Source organism: Cellulomonas palmilytica (assembly GCF_021590045.1).
GTDB lineage: Bacteria > Actinomycetota > Actinomycetes > Actinomycetales > Cellulomonadaceae > Cellulomonas > Cellulomonas palmilytica.
Genome location: NZ_CP062221.1, coordinates 3,612,511 through 3,631,738, shown reverse-complemented (window position 1 = coordinate 3,631,738; position 19,228 = coordinate 3,612,511). Strand labels below are relative to the sequence as shown.

Below are 19,228 nucleotides of genomic sequence, written 5' to 3'. Positions count from 1 at the left end.
CGTCGTCGCGGCCGGGGATCGCGCCTTGCCAGGCAGCGCAGCGTGCTCTCGACCGCAGGGAAGGACCCCTCTTGGCTGCCTCGCGCACCCCTTCTGCACCGACCGCCGACGCCATCGCGAACCGCACCGCCTCTCGCCGCATCTCCTTCGCCAAGATCCACGAGCCCCTCGAGGTCCCCGACCTGCTCGGTCTGCAGACCGAGAGCATGGACTGGCTCCTGGGCAACGAGCGCTGGCAGGCGCGCGTGGCGGCAGCGGTCGAGGCGGGTCGCAACGACGTCCCGCAGACCGCCGGCCTCGAGGAGATCTTCGAGGAGATCTCCCCGATCGAGGACTTCGGCGGCACCATGTCGCTCTCCTTCCGCGAGCACCGCTTCGAGCCGCCGAAGTACACGGCGGAGGAGTGCAAGGAGAAGGACTTCACCTTCGCCGCGCCGCTGTTCGTCACCGCCGAGTTCGTCAACTACACGACCGGTGAGATCAAGTCGCAGACGGTCTTCATGGGTGACTTCCCCCTCATGACCGAGCGCGGCACGTTCATCATCAACGGCACCGAGCGCGTCGTCGTCTCGCAGCTCGTGCGTTCCCCGGGCGTCTACTTCGAGCGCACGGCGGACAAGACGTCCGACAAGGACATCCTCACGGCCAAGGTCATCCCGAGCCGTGGCGCGTGGCTCGAGTTCGAGATCGACAAGCGCGACAACGTCGGCGTGCGCGTCGACCGCAAGCGCAAGCAGAACGCGACCGTCCTGCTCAAGGCGCTCGGCATGACCGAGGGCGAGATCCGCGAGGAGTTCGCCGCGTACCCGGCCGTCATCGAGACGCTCGAGAAGGACCACGTCCAGACGCAGGACGAGGCGCTGCTCGACCTCTACCGCAAGATCCGCCCGGGCGAGCCGCCGACGGTCGAGGCCGGCCGCGCCCTGCTGGAGAACTTCTACTTCAACTCCAAGCGCTACGACCTCGCGAAGGTCGGCCGCTACAAGGTCAACAAGAAGCTCGGCCGGGACGCCGCGCTCACCGACTCGGTGCTCTCGCTCGAGGACGTCGTCGCGACGATCAAGTACCTCGCGGCGCTGCACATCGACGCCACGACGCTGCCCGGCACGCGCAACGGCGAGGCGATCGAGGTCCGCGTCGAGACGGACGACATCGACCACTTCGGCAACCGCCGCATCCGCGCGGTCGGCGAGCTCATCCAGAACCAGGTCCGCACGGGCCTGTCCCGGATGGAGCGCGTCGTGCGCGAGCGCATGACGACGCAGGACGTCGAGGCCATCACGCCGCAGACCCTGATCAACATCCGCCCGGTCGTGGCGTCGATCAAGGAGTTCTTCGGCACGTCGCAGCTCTCGCAGTTCATGGACCAGAACAACCCGCTCGCGGGCCTGACGCACAAGCGGCGTCTGTCGGCCCTCGGCCCGGGTGGTCTGTCCCGTGACCGCGCCGGCATGGAGGTCCGTGACGTCCACCCGTCGCACTACGGCCGCATGTGCCCGATCGAGACCCCTGAGGGCCCGAACATCGGTCTGATCGGCTCGCTCGCGTCGTTCGGTCGTATCAACCCGTTCGGCTTCGTCGAGACCCCGTACCGCAAGGTCGTCGACGGCAAGGTCACGGACGAGGTGCACTACCTCACGGCCGACGACGAGGACCGCCACGTCATCGCGCAGGCGAACGCGCCGCTCAAGGAGAACGGCGAGTTCGAGGAGGACCGCGTCCTCGTCCGCACCAAGGGCGGCGAGATCGACTACATCCCCGGCGAGCAGATCGACTACATGGACGTCTCGCCGCGCCAGATGGTGTCGGTCGCGACGGCCCTGATCCCGTTCCTCGAGCACGACGACGCGAACCGCGCGCTCATGGGCGCCAACATGCAGCGCCAGGCCGTGCCGCTGGTCCGCTCCGAGGCGCCGCTCGTCGGCACCGGCATGGAGCGTCGTGCGGCGGTCGACGCGGGTGACGTGATCGTCGCGACGAAGCCGGGTGTGGTCACGGAGGTCTCCGCGGACCTCATCACGGTGGCGAACGACGACGCGACGACGTCGACGTACCGCGTCGCGAAGTTCCGCCGCTCGAACCAGGGCACGTCCTACAACCAGCGCGTGCTCGTCGACAGCGGCCAGCGCGTCGAGGTCGGCTCGGTGCTCGCGGACGGCCCGGCGACGGACGAGGGCGAGCTCGCGCTCGGCCGCAACCTGCTCGTCGCGTTCATGTCGTGGGAGGGCCACAACTACGAGGACGCGATCATCCTGTCGCAGCGCCTCGTGCAGGACGACGTGCTGTCCTCGATCCACATCGAGGAGCACGAGGTCGACGCGCGCGACACCAAGCTCGGCCCCGAGGAGATCACGCGGGACATCCCGAACGTCTCCGAGGAGGTCCTCGCGGACCTCGACGAGCGCGGCATCATCCGCATCGGTGCCGAGGTCGGCGCGGGCGACATCCTCGTCGGCAAGGTGACCCCCAAGGGTGAGACCGAGCTGACCCCCGAGGAGCGCCTGCTGCGCGCGATCTTCGGCGAGAAGGCGCGCGAGGTGCGCGACACCTCGCTCAAGGTCCCGCACGGCGAGTCCGGCACGGTCATCGAGGTGCGCACGTTCTCGCGCGAGGACGGCGACGAGCTGCCCGCGGGCGTCAACGAGCTCGTGCGCGTCTACATCGCCCAGCGCCGCAAGATCACCGCGGGTGACAAGCTCGCCGGCCGCCACGGGAACAAGGGCGTCATCTCGACGATCCTGCCCGAGGAGGACATGCCGTTCCTCGAGGACGGCACGCCGGTCGACATCATCCTCAACCCGATGGGTGTCCCGGGCCGTATGAACGTCGGCCAGGTGCTCGAGGTCCACCTCGGGTGGATCGCCGCGCAGGGGTGGGACATCTCGCTGGCCGCCGAGGGCGACCTGTCCTGGAAGGACAACGTCCCCGCGAACGCCGCGAGCAGCGAGCCCCGCAACCCGGTGGCGACGCCGGTGTTCGACGGTCTGCAGGAGGACGCCCTCGCGGGTCTGCTCTCCAGCACGCTGCCGAACCGCGACGGCGAGCGCATGGTCGGCCCCGACGGCAAGGCGCGCCTGTTCGACGGGCGCTCCGGCGAGCCGTTCCCGGAGCCGGTGTCCACGGGCTACATGTACATCCTGAAGCTGCACCACCTCGTCGACGACAAGATCCACGCGCGTTCGACGGGTCCGTACTCGATGATCACGCAGCAGCCGCTGGGTGGTAAGGCGCAGTTCGGTGGCCAGCGCTTCGGCGAGATGGAGGTGTGGGCCCTCGAGGCGTACGGCGCGGCCTACACGCTGCAGGAGCTCCTGACCATCAAGTCCGACGACGTCCCCGGGCGCGTCAAGGTGTACGAGGCGATCGTCAAGGGCGAGAACATCCCCGACTCGGGCATCCCGGAGTCGTTCAAGGTTCTGCTCAAGGAGATGCAGTCGCTCTGCCTGAACGTCGAGGTGCTGTCGTCCGACGGCGTCTCGATCGACATGAAGGAGAACGACGACGAGGTCTACCGCGCTGCGGAGGAGCTCGGCATCGACCTGTCGCGTCGCCCCAACGCGAGCAGCGTCGAGGAGATCTGACGTCGAGCGGCTCGTCGTGCCGCCCACCTGCGGGTGAGAGCGCACGACGAGCCGCCCGCACCACCCCTTGCACCATTCCGTCCGCCGCAGGCCCGTCCCGGGCCCGGCTAGCGAAGGAAGTAGGACCCCCTTGCTCGACGTCAACGTCTTCGACGAGCTGCGTATCGGCCTGGCCACGGCCGACGACATCCGTGCCTGGTCGCACGGCGAGGTCAAGAAGCCCGAGACCATCAACTACCGGACCCTGAAGCCGGAGAAGGACGGTCTCTTCTGCGAGAAGATCTTCGGTCCCACCCGGGACTGGGAGTGCAACTGCGGCAAGTACAAGCGCGTGCGCTTCAAGGGCATCATCTGCGAGCGCTGCGGCGTCGAGGTGACGCGTTCCAAGGTGCGCCGTGAGCGCATGGGCCACATCGAGCTGGCCGCCCCCGTCACGCACATCTGGTTCTTCAAGGGTGTGCCGTCGCGTCTGGGCTACCTGCTCGACCTGGCGCCCAAGGACCTCGAGAAGGTCATCTACTTCGCGGCCTACATGATCACGTGGGTCGACGAGGAGGGCCGTCACGAGGACCTCCCGAACCTCCAGAACGAGATCGACCTGGAGCGCAAGGAGATCGCGGACCGCCGCGACAACGACATCAACAACCGCGCCGCGAAGCTCGAGGCCGACCTGGCCGAGCTCGAGGCGGAGGGCGCCAAGGCCGACGCGCGCCGCAAGGTGCGTGACTCGGCGGAGCGCGAGATGGCGCAGATCCGCAAGCGTGCGGACGCGGAGATCGAGCGTCTCGAGCAGGTCTGGGACCGGTTCAAGAACCTCAAGGTCGCGGACCTCGAGGGCGACGAGATGCTCTACCGCCAGCTCCAGGACCGCTACGGCAACTACTTCGAGGGCTCGATGGGCGCCGCGGCGATCCAGAAGCGTCTCGAGGCGTTCGACCTGGAGGCGGAGTCGGAGAACCTGCGCGAGATCATCCGGACGGGCAAGGGCCAGCGCAAGACGCGCGCGCTCAAGCGCCTGAAGGTCGTCAACGCGTTCCTCACGACGAACAACTCGCCGACGGGCATGGTCCTCGACGCGGTGCCGGTCATCCCGCCGGACCTGCGCCCGATGGTCCAGCTCGACGGTGGCCGCTTCGCCACGTCGGACCTGAACGACCTGTACCGCCGCGTCATCAACCGGAACAACCGCCTCAAGCGGCTCCTGGACCTGGGCGCTCCGGAGATCATCGTCAACAACGAGAAGCGGATGCTCCAGGAGGCCGTGGACTCGCTGTTCGACAACGGCCGCCGCGGCCGCCCGGTCACGGGCCCCGGCAACCGCCCGCTCAAGTCGATCTCCGACATGCTCAAGGGCAAGCAGGGCCGGTTCCGTCAGAACCTGCTCGGCAAGCGCGTCGACTACTCGGGCCGTTCGGTCATCGTCGTCGGCCCGCAGCTCAAGCTGCACCAGTGCGGTCTGCCCAAGCAGATGGCGCTCGAGCTGTTCAAGCCGTTCGTGATGAAGCGCCTCGTGGACCTCAACCACGCGCAGAACATCAAGTCGGCCAAGCGCATGGTCGAGCGCGCGCGCCCGGTCGTGTGGGACGTGCTCGAGGAGGTCATCACCGAGCACCCGGTGCTGCTGAACCGTGCGCCCACGCTGCACCGTCTCGGCATCCAGGCGTTCGAGCCGCAGCTCGTCGAGGGCAAGGCGATCCACCTGCACCCGCTCGTCTGCGCCGCGTTCAACGCGGACTTCGACGGTGACCAGATGGCCGTCCACCTGCCCCTGAGCGCGGAGGCGCAGGCCGAGGCCCGCATCCTCATGCTCTCGAGCAACAACATCCTCAAGCCGTCGGACGGTCGTCCGGTGACCATGCCCTCGCAGGACATGATCATCGGTCTGTACCACCTGACGTCCGACAAGGCCGGTGCCGAGGGCGAGGGCCGGGCGTTCAGCTCGGTCGCCGAGGCCGTCATGGCGTTCGACCAGGGCACGCTCGACCTCAACGCGGTCGTCAAGATCCGGTTCGACGACCTGGTGCTGTCCGAGGACGACGCGCCCGAGGGCTACGAGTACGGCCAGACGCTGCTGTTCGAGACGACGCTGGGCCGTGCGCTGTTCAACGAGCTGCTGCCCGTCGACTACCCGTACGAGAACGGCGTCGTCGACAAGAAGCGCCTGTCGGTCATCGTCAACGACCTCGCCGAGCGCTACCCGAAGGTCGCCGTCGCGGCGTCCCTCGACGCGCTCAAGGAGGCCGGCTTCCGCTGGGCCACGCGGTCCGGCGTGACCATCGCGATCTCCGACGTCGCCACGCCGGCGGCGAAGGCCGGGATCCTCGAGGAGCACGAGGCGCGCGCGGCGAAGGTGCAGGGCCAGTACGAGAAGGGCCTCATCACCGACGACGAGCGTCGTCAGGAGCTCATCGAGATCTGGACGCAGGCCACCGACAAGGTCGCCAAGTCGATGCAGGAGAACTTCCCTGCGCGCAACACGGTGTTCCGGATGGTCGGCTCGGGTGCGCGTGGTAACTGGATGCAGGTCCGTCAGATCGCCGGTATGCGCGGTCTCGTGGCGAACCCGAAGGGCGAGATCATCCCTCGCCCGATCAAGTCCAACTACCGCGAGGGCCTGTCCGTCCTCGAGTACTTCATCGCGACGCACGGTGCCCGCAAGGGTCTGGCGGACACCGCTCTGCGGACCGCCGACTCGGGTTACCTCACGCGTCGTCTGGTGGACGTCTCGCAGGACGTCATCGTCCGCGAGGAGGACTGCGGCACGGAGCGCGGCCTGACGATGCCGATCGGCGTCCCGGGCGCGGACGGTGCGCTGCGTCGTCACGACAAGGTCGAGACGAGCGTCTACTCGCGCACGCTGGCGACGGACATCGAGGTCGACGGCGAGGTCATCGGTCACGCCGGTGACGACGTCGGCGACGTCCTGCTGGACCGTCTGCTCGAGTCGGGCGTCGACACGCTCAAGGTGCGCTCGGTGCTCACCTGCGAGTCGCGCGTCGGCACGTGCGCGAAGTGCTACGGCCGTTCGCTGGCCACCGGCAAGCTCGTCGACATCGGTGAGGCCGTCGGCATCATCGCGGCGCAGTCGATCGGTGAGCCCGGCACGCAGCTGACGATGCGTACCTTCCACACCGGTGGTGTCGCCTCCGCGGAGGACATCACGCAGGGTCTGCCGCGTGTCCAGGAGCTCTTCGAGGCCCGTACCCCCAAGGGTGAGGCGCCGATCGCGGAGTTCTCGGGCCGGGTGGCGATCGAGGAGGGTGACCGTTCGCGGCGCATCGTCCTGACGCCGGACGACGGCTCGGAGGAGATCGCGTACCCGATCACCAAGCGCTCGCGTCTGCTCGTGAACGACGGCGACCACGTCGCGGTCGGCACGCAGCTGGTGCAGGGTGCCGTGGACCCGAAGAAGGTCCTGCGCATCCTCGGCCCGCGCAAGACGCAGGAGCACCTGGTGGACGAGGTGCAGGAGGTCTACCGCTCGCAGGGCGTGGACATCCACGACAAGCACATCGAGGTCATCGTGCGGCAGATGCTGCGTCGCGTGACGGTGCTCGACTCCGGCTCGACCGACCTGCTGCCCGGCGAGCTCGCCGAGCGCGGGAAGTTCGAGGACGCGAACCGTCGGGCGGTCGCCGAGGGCGGTCAGCCGGCCTCGGGTCGTCCGGAGCTCATGGGCATCACGAAGGCGTCGCTCGCGACGGACTCGTGGCTGTCGGCGGCCTCCTTCCAGGAGACCACCCGCGTGCTCACCGAGGCGGCGATGTCGGGTCGTTCCGACCCGCTGCTCGGCCTCAAGGAGAACGTCATCCTCGGCAAGCTCATCCCCGCCGGCACCGGCCTGCCGCGTTACCGCGACATCGCCGTGGAGCCGACGGAGGAGGCGAAGGCCGAGCTGTACCCGACGTTCGGCTACGACGAGATCGACTTCCCCGCCCTGGGCTTCGGCTCGGGCGAGGCGATCCCGCTCGAGGACATCGACTTCGGCGACCTGCGCTGACGTCGGTCTCCTGACCCGACCCGAGGGGGTCCACCGCACTCCGGTGGGCCCCCTCGGGCGTTCCTGGCCGGGGCGGCGGGCGACGACGAGGAGGTGTGCGGTGGGTGGTGTGGCGTACGGGCGGAAGGTCGACGAGTCGCCCGACGAGGTGCGGTACGCGTTCGGCGCGACGCCGGAGCTGGGCGAGGGCGTGCTCGTCGTCCCGGTGGCGGACCTCGACGCGTGGTGCGTCCAGGGCTCACCCGAGCGGCCGCTGTCGGCGCAGTGGGTGCTGGTCAAGGCGTTGCGCGTGCGGCGGACGTCGGGGCGGTGGCCCGAGCGGGTCGCGTTCCGGTCGTGAGCGCGCGCGACCGCGCGTAGCGTCGGGGCAGCGTCACACCGTCGTCCTTTGACGGTGTGTGGGCGGCCAGGTAACGTTGGACACCGTGCCCGCGCCGTCGGGCCCTCGCGCGTGCACTCGCACGGACGATGTCCGGTTCGCCGGACGGGCGTCACGACGAGTGCGGCAAGCGATCCCCCGCCACTCGCGCGGCACCCGCCGTCCAGCTCCTGCTGGGCTCCGGCGCCGCGAAGGACCGGGGCGACACGCCCGAGCGCGGGGGTCGGTGCGGGAGGAAAGACCAGGCGATAGCCGCGCGACGGGCGGCGACTCGCGCACTTGCCGGCCGTCCTGGGTGACGGGGTCCGGTCGACCAGAGCTCATCTACCAGACGGAGACGTAGTGCCTACGATCCAGCAGCTGGTCCGCAAGGGCCGGCAGGCGAAGACGAACAAGTCGAAGACGCCTGCCCTCAAGGGCAGCCCCCAGCGTCGCGGTGTGTGCACGCGCGTGTACACCACGACCCCCAAGAAGCCGAACTCCGCCCTGCGGAAGGTCGCCCGTGTGCGCCTGTCCTCGGGCGTCGAGGTCACGGCGTACATCCCCGGCGTGGGCCACAACCTCCAGGAGCACTCGATCGTGCTCGTCCGCGGTGGTCGTGTGAAGGACCTCCCCGGTGTCCGCTACAAGATCGTGCGCGGCGCGCTCGACACGCAGGGCGTGAAGAACCGCAAGCAGGCGCGCAGCCGCTACGGCGCGAAGAAGGGCTGAACCGATGCCTCGTAAGGGTCCCGCCCCGAAGCGGCCGCTGATCGTCGACCCCGTCTACGGCTCGCCGGTCGTCACGCAGCTGATCAACAAGATCCTCCTCGACGGCAAGAAGACCGTCGCCGAGTCCATCGTCTACGGCGCGCTCGAGGGCGTCCGCGAGAAGACCCAGTCGGACCCGGTCGTCGTGCTCAAGCGTGCGCTCGACAACGTGCGCCCGTCGCTCGAGGTCAAGTCGCGCCGCGTCGGTGGTGCCACCTACCAGGTGCCGGTCGAGGTCCGTCCCGTGCGTGCGACCACGCTCGCGCTGCGCTGGCTGACCGACTACTCGCGCGCTCGTCGTGAGAAGACGATGACCGAGCGTCTGATGAACGAGATCCTCGACGCCTCCAACGGCCTGGGTGCCGCTGTGAAGCGTCGCGAGGACATGCACAAGATGGCCGAGTCCAACCGGGCCTTCGCGCACTACCGCTGGTGATTCCAGCCGGTGCGGCCGGCACGCCCACGCGCGAGCCGGCCGCACCCCACCGAGCCAACCGACAAGGGGCAGACCAACGTGGCACTTGACGTGCTGACGGACCTCACGAAGGTCCGCAACATCGGCATCATGGCGCACATCGATGCCGGCAAGACGACGACCACCGAGCGGATCCTGTTCTACACCGGGGTCAACTACAAGATCGGTGAGACGCACGACGGTGCGTCGACGATGGACTGGATGGAGCAGGAGCAGGAGCGCGGCATCACGATCACGTCCGCCGCGACGACCTGCTACTGGAAGAACAACCAGATCAACATCATCGACACGCCCGGTCACGTGGACTTCACCGTCGAGGTCGAGCGCTCGCTGCGCGTCCTCGACGGCGCCGTCGCCGTGTTCGACGGCAAGGAGGGCGTCGAGCCCCAGTCGGAGACCGTGTGGCGCCAGGCGGACAAGTACGACGTCCCCCGCATCTGCTTCGTCAACAAGATGGACAAGCTGGGCGCGGACTTCTACTTCACCGTGAAGACCATCGTCGACCGCCTCAAGGCCAAGCCGCTGGTCCTCCAGCTGCCGATCGGTGCCGAGAGCGACTTCATCGGCGTCGTGGACCTCGTCGAGCAGCGTGCGCTCGTCTGGCGCGGTGAGACCGCGCTCGGCGAGAAGTACGAGATCGAGGAGATCCCGGCCGACCTCGTCGAGAAGGCGGAGCAGTACCGCGCCGAGCTCATCGAGGCCGTCGCCGAGACCGACGAGTCGCTGCTCGAGAAGTACCTCGGCGGCGAGGAGCTGACGGTCGAGGAGATCAAGGGCGGCATCCGCAAGCTGACGGTCGCCTCCGAGGCGTACCCGGTGCTGTGCGGCTCGGCGTTCAAGAACAAGGGCGTGCAGCCCATGCTCGACGCCGTGATCGACTACCTGCCGACGCCGCTGGACGTCCCCGCGGTCGAGGGGCACGACGTCAAGGACCCCGAGGTCGTCGTCGAGCGTCACCCGGACGCGACGGAGCCGTTCGCGGCCCTCGCGTTCAAGGTCGCCGCGCACCCGTTCTTCGGCAAGCTCACCTACGTCCGGGTGTACTCGGGCAAGGTCGAGCAGGGCGCCCAGGTCCTCAACGCGACCAAGGGCAAGAAGGAGCGCATCGGGAAGCTCTTCCAGATGCACTCCAACAAGGAGAACCCGGTCGGCGAGGCCCAGGCGGGCCACATCTACGCCTTCATCGGCCTCAAGGACGTCACGACCGGTGACACGCTCACCGACCCGAGCGCGCCCGTCGTGCTCGAGTCGATGACGTTCCCCGAGCCCGTCATCGACGTCGCGATCGAGCCGAAGACCAAGGGCGACCAGGAGAAGCTCTCCGTCGCGATCCAGAAGCTCGCCGAGGAGGACCCGACGTTCCGGGTCAAGCTCGACGAGGAGACCGGCCAGACCGTCATCGGCGGCATGGGCGAGCTCCACCTCGACATCCTCGTCGACCGCATGCGTCGCGAGTTCAAGGTCGAGGCGAACGTCGGCAAGCCGCAGGTCGCGTACCGCGAGACGATCCGCCGCACGGTGGAGAAGTTCGACTACACGCACAAGAAGCAGACCGGTGGCTCCGGGCAGTACGCGAAGGTCCAGATCACCTTCGAGCCGCTCGAGTCCGACGAGGGCGAGCTGTACCAGTTCGAGAACGCGGTCACCGGTGGTCGCGTCCCGCGCGAGTACATCCCGTCGGTCGACGCCGGTATCCAGAGCGCGATGCAGCTCGGCGTGCTCGCGGGCTACCCGCTGGTGGGCATCAAGGCGACGCTCATCGACGGTGCGGCGCACGACGTCGACTCCTCGGAGATGGCGTTCAAGATCGCCGGCTCGATGGCCCTCAAGGAGGCGGTCCGCAAGGCCGACCCGGTTCTTCTCGAGCCGGTCATGGCCGTCGAGGTCCGCACCCCCGAGGACTACATGGGTGATGTCATCGGCGACCTGAACTCGCGCCGCGGCATGATCCAGTCCATGGAGGACGCGACGGGCGTGAAGGTGATCCGCGCCCAGGTGCCGCTCTCCGAGATGTTCGGGTACGTCGGTGACCTGCGGTCGAAGACCCAGGGTCGTGCGGTGTACTCGATGCAGTTCGACAGCTACGCCGAGGTTCCTCGTAACGTGGCCGAAGAGATCATCAAGAAGACCCGGGGCGAGTAAGTCCCACAGGTCGAAACCTGTAGTTCCATCACACAAACCGACCCGTGGGACCGCACGTCCTGCCGGTACCTTCCGGAACCAGCAGCCGGGCAGTCTCTACCAAGTCCTGAGGAGGACACCTAGTGGGCAAGGCGAAGTTCGAGCGGACGAAGCCGCACGTCAACATCGGGACCATCGGTCACGTCGACCACGGCAAGACGACGCTGACCGCCGCGATCTCGAAGGTGCTGCACGACAAGTACCCCGACCTGAACCCCTTCACGCCGTTCGACGAGATCGACAAGGCGCCGGAGGAGAAGCAGCGCGGTATCACCATCAACATCGCGCACGTCGAGTACCAGACGGAGAAGCGTCACTACGCGCACGTCGACGCTCCGGGTCACGCCGACTACATCAAGAACATGATCACGGGCGCGGCGCAGATGGACGGCGCCATCCTCGTGGTCGCGGCCACCGACGGCCCGATGGCCCAGACGCGTGAGCACGTCCTGCTCGCCCGTCAGGTCGGCGTTCCCTACCTGCTGGTCGCGCTGAACAAGTCGGACATGGTCGACGACGAGGAGATCCTCGAGCTCGTCGAGGTCGAGGTGCGCGAGCTCCTCTCCTCGCAGGGCTTCCCGGGCGACGACGTCCCGGTCGTCCGCGTCTCGGGCCTCAAGGCGCTCGAGGGCGACCCGGAGTGGGTCAAGTCGGTCGAGGACCTGCTGGACGCCGTCGACGAGAACGTGCCGGACCCGGTGCGTGACATCGACAAGCCGTTCCTCATGCCGATCGAGGACGTCTTCACGATCACCGGCCGTGGCACGGTCGTCACCGGTCGTGTCGAGCGCGGTCAGCTCAAGGTGAACGAGGAGGTGGAGATCGTCGGCATCAAGGAGAAGGCGATCAAGACCACCGTCACCGGTGTCGAGATGTTCCGCAAGCTCCTCGACTACGCCGAGGCCGGCGAGAACGTCGGTCTGCTCCTGCGCGGCACGAAGCGCGAGGAGGTCGAGCGTGGCCAGGTCGTCGTGAAGCCGGGTTCGATCACGCCGCACACCGAGTTCGAGGGCCAGGTCTACATCCTGGCGAAGGACGAGGGTGGCCGTCACAACCCGTTCTACGGGAACTACCGCCCGCAGTTCTACTTCCGCACGACGGACGTCACCGGCGTCATCACGCTGCCCGAGGGCACCGAGATGGTCATGCCCGGCGACAACACCGAGATCTCGGTCACGCTGATCCAGCCCATCGCGATGGAGGAGGGCCTCGGCTTCGCCATCCGCGAGGGTGGCCGCACCGTCGGCTCGGGCCGCGTCACGAAGATCATCAAGTGATCCCTGCCCCTCGGGGCTGATCACGTCACGCAGGGCCCGGGAGCTTCGGCTCCCGGGCCCTGCGTGCGTCTGTCGCCGTGTGGTCGTCCGCGCTGGTGGCGGGCATCGCCCGGCCGGGGGAGGGGCGACCCGGACGGGCGGCTCCAAAACGTTTCAGTCGTCGGGCGATTCGTCCGGATCCCTCGCGTGCGCGACACGCGCGCGGTTAGCGTCCTGCGCATGTCCGCTGAGCTCCCCCCGCCGCGCGCCGCGGCCGGTGGCCGTCGCGACGCCGCGACCGCCGTCGACACCCCTCCCACGTCCCCGTCCTTCGACTCGGTCGTCACGTCCTCGGCCACGCCGGCCGCGCCCGCCGGGCGCGGCAAGGTCGTCGGCTGGGTCGTCGGTCTCGCCATCGCGATCGTCGTGGGCATCGGTGCCTACGCCGTCCTCGGCGGTGGCTCCGACGACGACAAGGCCGACGACGCGAACGCCGGGACGAGCGCGTCCCTCGCGCGCGGTGACGCCGCCTCCGCGACCCTGCGCATCGAGGGCTCGGTCGGTCAGGTCCAGCTGAGCGCCGACGCCCCGGCGGACCAGCTCCTGGCGCTCGCCGCCACGGGCGCGGACGCCGCGGCGCAGGCGGCCGAGGGCAGCCCCGCCGTCGCGACGCTCTCGGGCGAGACGTCGACCGTCAAGGTGGCCGCCGACGCGGAGTGGTCGTTCGTCCTGGACGTGCAGACCGACACGGTCGCCGGTGACCTCTCGGCGGCGCGCGTCAAGGACCTGCAGGTCGTCGCGGGGACCCGGTCGGTCGACGTGCACCTCGGCGAGCCGACGGGCACGTCCGTGATCAACCTCGAGGCCGGCCTCGGGTCGTTCCTGCTCACCGTGCCGGAGGGTGTCGCCGTGAAGGTCGAGGTCTCGGGCGGCGCGGGCCAGGTCATGATCGACGACGTGACCGAGAACTCCGTGACCTCGGGCTCGTCGTTCACGACCAAGGACTTCGACGAGAGCCAGCCGCACTACCTCATCACGGTGCCCAGCGGGGTCGGGACCCTCATGGTCCACCACGCCTGAGCCTCACCGACGCTCGACGGGAGCCGTCCACCGCACGCGGTGGGCGGCTCCTGCCGCGTCCCCAGGGCGGGCGACCGGCTCGACCGGGGCGTGGGGTGGCCGTGCTACGGTCGCCCGGGTTGTCCGGAGCGCGCCGGTCTCGGCGCGTCGCCAGTCGGCAGGGGAGGTCACGTGGGCGGTGGGCTCGAGGCGAGGGCGGAGTCCCTGGAGCGGTCGGCGTCCGCGCTGCTCGGGGTCATGACGACGCTGCGGCCCGCGGACCCCTCGACCTGGGCGGCGGGCACGGGCGCGTACGGGTTCACCTCGCTCGCGGACGCGATGGCCGAGGCGCGCACGCAGCTCACGCAGCGCATCGACGACGTCGAGGGTGTGACGGTCGGCTGCGGGATCCGGCTCCAGGAGTGCGCGACGGCGTACCGCGAGGCCGACGAGCGCGTGCAGCAGCTGTTCCAGCGGCTCCTCGGCGCGCTCGGGGTCGGCGGATGAGCGTCCTCCCGGGCGACCCGGCCGCGGTGGGGCGAACCGCGACGTCGGTCGGGGACGCGGCGCGCGCGGTCACGGGCGCGGGGACCCTCGTGCGCACGCAGCGCGGCGCGATGGACTGGACCGGCGCGGCCGCCGAGGCCTGCGACGCGCGCCTGGCGGCCGTCGAGGGTGGCGCTGACGCGGTGGCGCAGAGCCTGACCGCGATCGAGTCCGCGTTGCGCACGTACACCGCCGCGCTCACCGACGCGCAGTCCGACGCGCAGGGCGCCGACGAGCGGCGTCGTCGCGCGCGGGCGCGCGTCGAGGCGAACCCGCTCGACCTGCCGGCGTGGTTCGACCACCAGCGCGCGCGCCTCGACGCGTGGCTCGCGCTGCAGACCGCGCAGTCCGCCGCCGACCGGGCCGCTGCCGCGGTGCGGGCGGCGCTCGGCACGGGCGCGGACGCGATCGCCGAGCTCTCCGCGGCCGCGCGTGCCGACACGGCCGTGCCCGACGACGTGCTCACCGGCTCGGCGGACCAGGCGGACGTGCGCCAGCAGCAGATCGGATCGTGCTACCTGCTGTCGTCGCTCATGGGGTACATGCGCACCGACGCGGGCGACGCGCTGCTGCGCGGCAACGTGCGCTGGGACGAGCTGCGCCAGGGCTACTGGGTCACGCTGTACGTCGACGGCCGGCCTAAGGAGGACTTCGTCGACGGCGTGTACGACGGCGGCGTACGCCAGCCCGCGGGCACGGTCGGGCTCGTGTCGCTGTACGAGGCGGCGCTCGGCGCCGAGCTCGGGTTCGCCGACCTGGACGACGGCGGGTACCCCCGGGACGCCATGGAGATGATCACCGGGCACGCCGGCACGGAGTACACGACGTCGGACACGTGGTGGCCGTGGGACGACGAGTTCGACGGCAGCCGCGACGACATCGCCGACCGGCTCCAGCGTGGCGCGGCGGTCACCGCGGACACGGGCGGGCGCCCGGACGTCGAGGACCTGACGGTCGAGGTGGAGCGTGGCGGCACGGTCGTCGAGACGCAGGTCGACGTCGTCGGCGGGCACGCGTACATGGTCGAGCGGATCGACGACGACGGCGGCGTGTGGGTGCGCAACCCCTGGGGGTCGGGCAACGGCGCCGACGGCGGCGAGGTGTTCCGGATGGACGCGGACGAGTTCGCGCGGGTGTTCGGCCGCGTGACGGTCTCGGAGGTGCCGTGAGCGAGTCGTTCGAGCTGCGGCGCGGGACGCAGCGGGAGGTCGCGGGGGCGCTCGTCGGCGTGGTCGGGCTCGACGTCGTCGGCGGCGACGTGCGCGCGCGCCTCGCGGTCGGGCTGGGGGGCGACCGGCACCGGGCGTGGGTCGACCGGGGCGGCGTGCTCGTCGTGCCCGGCTGGGGGACGCTCGCGCTGCGTGACGTGGTCGCGTCCGGCGCGGGGCGTGCGGTGCTGGAGTTCGTGCCCGACGAGGGCGCTGCGTGAGCGGCGAGCACGAGGCGGGCGCCGGGTCGCGGCGCACCCGGTGGGCCGTGCTCGCGGGGGTGGGCGCGCTGGTCGTCGCACTCGGGGCGGTCGTGGCCGTGAACGCGCTCGACGACGGCGACGACGAGCCGCGGGCGTGCTCGCGCACGGCCGACGCTCCCGCCGGCGGGACGGTGCAGACCGTCGCGCAGGGCGCGCAGCTCGTCGTCGGCGAGGTGCGGCTCGGGGTCGGAGGGCTGTCCGAGGACGGGTGCGCGGTCACGACGTTCGGCGACGTGTCGTCGCTCGAGGTGGGGGAGCGCGTCGAGGTCGCGGGCGTGCCGGTGGTGCTGCTGGGCGTCGAGGCCCGCGGCGGGGACCAGGTGGGCGGCGCGTTCGAGGCGCGCGTCTGGGTGGGCGCGCAGCAGTAGCGCGTGGCACGGCCGCCCGGGCGTCGGCGAGGTGAGTCCGAGGTCACCACCGGGGCCGGTTGGAGTTCGGGGGGCTCGTCTGGCACACTGTTCAGGTTGCCCGCTACGGGTGTGCCTTCGTGTGCGCCTGAGGCCGGGCAGACAGACGTGGCGAACCGCGTCAGCCCCGGGGTCCACCCGGTGGTGGCGGTTCGACGACAACCACCGATCCTGTACCGCACGGTACGCAGCGCCCTGGTGCGTCGCTGAATGCGACACGCCCGAGCGCGGGGGTCGGACAGGACTGGTTCGAAGAGAGAGAAGTAGAGGACGCCATGGCGGGACAGAAGATCCGCATCCGGCTCAAGTCCTACGACCACGAGGTCATCGACAGCTCGGCGCGCAAGATCGTCGACACGGTGACTCGCGCTGGTGCGTCGGTCGTGGGTCCGGTGCCGCTGCCGACGGAGAAGAACGTCTTCTGCGTCATCCGGTCGCCCCACAAGTACAAGGACAGCCGCGAGCACTTCGAGATGCGTACGCACAAGCGGCTGATCGACATCATCGACCCCACGCCGAAGGCCGTCGACTCGCTCATGCGTCTCGACCTGCCCGCGGACGTGAACATCGAGATCAAGCTCTGATCGCTGGGAAGGAACTGATCCTCATGGCTACCCAGCAGAACGCGCGCCCCGTCACGGCGCTGCTCGGCCGCAAGCTCGGCATGACCCAGCTCTGGGACGAGGCCGGTCGCCTCGTGCCCGTCACGGTCGTCGAGGTCGGCACGAACGTGGTGACGCAGGTCCGCTCCGCTGAGGCTGACGGCTACGCGGCTGTCCAGCTGGCCTTCGGCCAGATCGACCCGCGCAAGGTCACCAAGCCGCTCAAGGGCCACTTCGAGAAGGCGGGGGTCACCCCCCGTCGGCACGTGGCCGAGATCCGCACGTCGAACGCGGCCGAGTTCACGCTCGGGCAGGAGCTCGACGTGACCGTCTTCGAGGCAGGCTCGCTCGTCGACGTCATCGGCACCACCAAGGGCAAGGGCACCGCCGGTGTCATGAAGCGCCACGGCTTCGTCGGCGTGAGCGCGTCCCACGGTGCGCACCGCAACCACCGCAAGCCGGGCTCGATCGGCGGCGCCTCGACGCCGTCGCGCGTGTTCAAGGGCCTGCGGATGGCCGGTCGGATGGGCGTCGCCCGTCAGACCACCCAGAACCTGACCGTGCACGCGGTCGACGCCGAGCGGGGCCTCCTGCTCGTCAAGGGTGCCGTCCCCGGCCCCAAGAACGGCGTCGTCGTCGTGCGTACCGCTGTGAAGGGTGCGTGACCTCGATGAGCGACACGCTGACCGTCGACGTCCTGGACCCGAAGGGCAAGAAGGCCGGTACGGCCGACCTGCCCGGTGAGGTCTTCGACGCCCCGACCAACGTCCCGCTGATCCACCAGGTGGTCGTCGCGCAGCTCGCGGCGGCTCGCCAGGGCACCCACGACACCAAGACGCGTGGTGAGGTCCGTGGTGGCGGCAAGAAGCCGTACAAGCAGAAGGGCACCGGCCGCGCCCGTCAGGGTTCGACGCGTGCTCCGCAGTTCGCCGGCGGTGGCACCGTCCACGGCCCGCAGCCGCGTGACTACTCGCAGCGCACCCCCAAGAAGATGAAGGCCGCGGCGCTCCGCGGTGCTCTCTCGGACCGCGCCCGCGCCGGTCGCGTGCACGTCGTCTCCGGCTTCGCGCCGGGTGAGGCCCCGTCGACGAAGGCCGCTCTCGCGGTGCTCGACAACCTCACCGTGCGTCGCCACGTCCTGGTGGTCGTGGAGCGCTCGGACGAGATCACGTGGAAGTCGCTGCGCAACGTCGAGCGCGTGCACCTGCTCGTCGCGGACCAGCTCAACACCTACGACGTCCTCGTCTCGGACGACGTCGTCTTCACGCAGGGCGCGCTCGACGCGTTCCTCGCGGGCCCGGTCAAGGGTGCGAAGGCGACGGCGACCTCGACCGAGGCCGAGGAGGAGTCCAAGTGACCAACGTCGGCAAGGACCCCCGCGACATCCTGATCGCGCCGGTCGTCTCCGAGAAGAGCTACGGCCTGCTCGACGAGGGCAAGTACACGTTCCTCGTCGACCCGCGGGCGAACAAGACCGAGATCAAGATCGCCGTCGAGCAGGTGTTCGGCGTGAAGGTCGACTCGGTCAACACCGCCAACCGTCAGGGCAAGGCCCGCCGGACCCGTTTCGGCATCGGCCGCCGCAAGGACACGAAGCGTGCGATCGTCACCCTCCGCGAGGGCACGATCGACATCTTCGGTGGTCCGGTCGGCTGAGAAGGACTGAGGACTCATGGGTATCCGTAAGTACAAGCCGACGACGCCGGGTCGCCGTGGCTCGAGCGTGGCCGACTTCGTCGAGATCACGCGCTCCACGCCGGAGAAGTCGCTCGTCAAGCCGCTGACCAAGTCGGGCGGCCGCAACAACACGGGTCGTGTGACCACGCGTCACCACGGTGGCGGGCACAAGCGCGCCTACCGCGTGATCGACTTCCGTCGTCACGACAAGGACGGCGTGCCGGCCAAGGTCGCGCACATCGAGTACGACCCCAACCGCACCGCGCGCATCGCGCTGCTGCACTACGCGGACGGCGAGAAGCGCTACATCATCGCGCCGAACAAGCTGTCGCAGGGCGACGTCGTCGAGGCCGGTCCCGGCGCCGACATCAAGCCCGGCAACAACCTGCCGCTGCGCAACATCCCGACCGGTACGGTCATCCACGCCATCGAGCTGCGGCCCGGCGGCGGTGCGAAGATCGCCCGCTCGGCCGGCACCTCGGTGCAGCTCGTCGCGAAGGACGGCCCGTACGCGCAGCTGCGCATGCCGTCCGGCGAGATCCGCAACGTCGACCTGCGCTGCCGCGCGACGATCGGCGAGGTCGGCAACGCCGAGCAGTCGAACATCAACTGGGGCAAGGCGGGCCGCATGCGGTGGAAGGGCAAGCGCCCGACCGTCCGCGGTGTCGCGATGAACCCGATCGACCACCCGCACGGTGGTGGTGAGGGCAAGACCTCCGGCGGTCGCCACCCGGTGAGCCCGTGGGGTCAGCCCGAGGGTCGCACCCGCCGTCCGAACAAGCCGAGCGACAAGCTCATCGTGCGCCGTCGGCGCACCGGCAAGAAGCGCTGATAGGAGCCCGAG

General features: G+C 69.7%; 17 protein-coding genes. All 17 read left to right on the top strand.

Features of this window, described 5'->3' with window-relative positions:
• Positions 1-71 precede the first annotated feature (71 nt).
• The 17 genes from rpoB to rplB all read left to right on the top strand — a co-directional run bounded on the left by rpoB (position 72) and on the right by rplB (position 19,216).
• The gene (gene rpoB, locus F1D97_RS16445) at positions 72-3,581 is read left to right on the top strand and encodes a DNA-directed RNA polymerase subunit beta (protein ID WP_236121557.1); all 3,510 of its coding nucleotides are present in this window, start codon (positions 72-74) and stop codon (positions 3,579-3,581) included.
• A 130-nt stretch (positions 3,582-3,711) separates the two neighbouring features.
• Positions 3,712-7,581 (top strand): DNA-directed RNA polymerase subunit beta', encoded by a 3,870-nt coding sequence (locus F1D97_RS16440; protein ID WP_236121556.1) that lies wholly within the window; start codon positions 3,712-3,714, stop codon positions 7,579-7,581.
• 100 nt (positions 7,582-7,681) lie between these two features.
• Positions 7,682-7,921, top strand: a complete 240-nt coding sequence (locus F1D97_RS16435) for a hypothetical protein (RefSeq protein WP_236121555.1) — start codon at positions 7,682-7,684, stop codon at positions 7,919-7,921.
• 381 nt (positions 7,922-8,302) lie between these two features.
• Complete coding sequence (gene rpsL, locus F1D97_RS16430; protein WP_013882841.1) at positions 8,303-8,671, top strand: 30S ribosomal protein S12; 369 nt, start codon at positions 8,303-8,305, stop codon at positions 8,669-8,671.
• A gap of 4 nt (positions 8,672-8,675) precedes the next feature.
• Entirely contained in the window at positions 8,676-9,146 is a 471-nt protein-coding gene (rpsG, locus tag F1D97_RS16425) for a 30S ribosomal protein S7 (RefSeq protein WP_236121554.1), read from the top strand.
• 78 nt (positions 9,147-9,224) lie between these two features.
• The gene (gene fusA / locus F1D97_RS16420) at positions 9,225-11,327 is read left to right on the top strand and encodes an elongation factor G (RefSeq protein WP_317618902.1); all 2,103 of its coding nucleotides are present in this window, start codon (positions 9,225-9,227) and stop codon (positions 11,325-11,327) included.
• 122 nt (positions 11,328-11,449) lie between these two features.
• On the top strand, positions 11,450-12,643 hold the full coding sequence (gene tuf, locus F1D97_RS16415) for an elongation factor Tu (protein WP_236121553.1): 1,194 nt from the start codon (positions 11,450-11,452) through the stop codon (positions 12,641-12,643).
• 219 nt (positions 12,644-12,862) lie between these two features.
• Complete coding sequence (locus tag F1D97_RS16410) at positions 12,863-13,702, top strand: LiaF domain-containing protein (protein WP_236121552.1); 840 nt, start codon at positions 12,863-12,865, stop codon at positions 13,700-13,702.
• Between the two features lie 171 nt (positions 13,703-13,873).
• A complete protein-coding gene (locus F1D97_RS16405) occupies positions 13,874-14,188 on the top strand; it encodes a hypothetical protein (protein WP_236121551.1) in 315 nt (104 codons plus the stop codon).
• The gene (locus F1D97_RS16400) at positions 14,185-15,396 is read left to right on the top strand and encodes a hypothetical protein (protein ID WP_236121550.1); all 1,212 of its coding nucleotides are present in this window, start codon (positions 14,185-14,187) and stop codon (positions 15,394-15,396) included. Before F1D97_RS16405 ends, F1D97_RS16400 begins: the two co-directional genes overlap by 4 nt.
• A complete protein-coding gene (locus F1D97_RS16395) occupies positions 15,393-15,656 on the top strand; it encodes a hypothetical protein (protein ID WP_236121549.1) in 264 nt (87 codons plus the stop codon). Before F1D97_RS16400 ends, F1D97_RS16395 begins: the two co-directional genes overlap by 4 nt.
• Positions 15,653-16,066, top strand: coding sequence for a hypothetical protein (locus F1D97_RS16390; protein ID WP_236121548.1), 414 nt, complete (start codon positions 15,653-15,655; stop codon positions 16,064-16,066). Before F1D97_RS16395 ends, F1D97_RS16390 begins: the two co-directional genes overlap by 4 nt.
• Before the next feature lie 314 nt (positions 16,067-16,380).
• The gene (gene rpsJ / locus F1D97_RS16385; RefSeq protein WP_013117879.1) at positions 16,381-16,689 is read left to right on the top strand and encodes a 30S ribosomal protein S10; all 309 of its coding nucleotides are present in this window, start codon (positions 16,381-16,383) and stop codon (positions 16,687-16,689) included.
• 23 nt (positions 16,690-16,712) lie between these two features.
• Entirely contained in the window at positions 16,713-17,372 is a 660-nt protein-coding gene (gene rplC, locus F1D97_RS16380) for a 50S ribosomal protein L3 (protein WP_236121547.1), read from the top strand.
• 5 nt (positions 17,373-17,377) lie between these two features.
• Positions 17,378-18,064: a 50S ribosomal protein L4 gene (gene rplD / locus F1D97_RS16375; protein ID WP_094182299.1), complete on the top strand. Its 687-nt coding sequence runs from the start codon at positions 17,378-17,380 to the stop codon at positions 18,062-18,064.
• Positions 18,061-18,363, top strand: coding sequence for a 50S ribosomal protein L23 (rplW, locus tag F1D97_RS16370; protein WP_048342528.1), 303 nt, complete (start codon positions 18,061-18,063; stop codon positions 18,361-18,363). Before rplD ends, rplW begins: the two co-directional genes overlap by 4 nt.
• Before the next feature lie 16 nt (positions 18,364-18,379).
• On the top strand, positions 18,380-19,216 hold the full coding sequence (rplB, locus tag F1D97_RS16365; RefSeq protein ID WP_236121546.1) for a 50S ribosomal protein L2: 837 nt from the start codon (positions 18,380-18,382) through the stop codon (positions 19,214-19,216).
• Positions 19,217-19,228 lie beyond the last annotated feature (12 nt).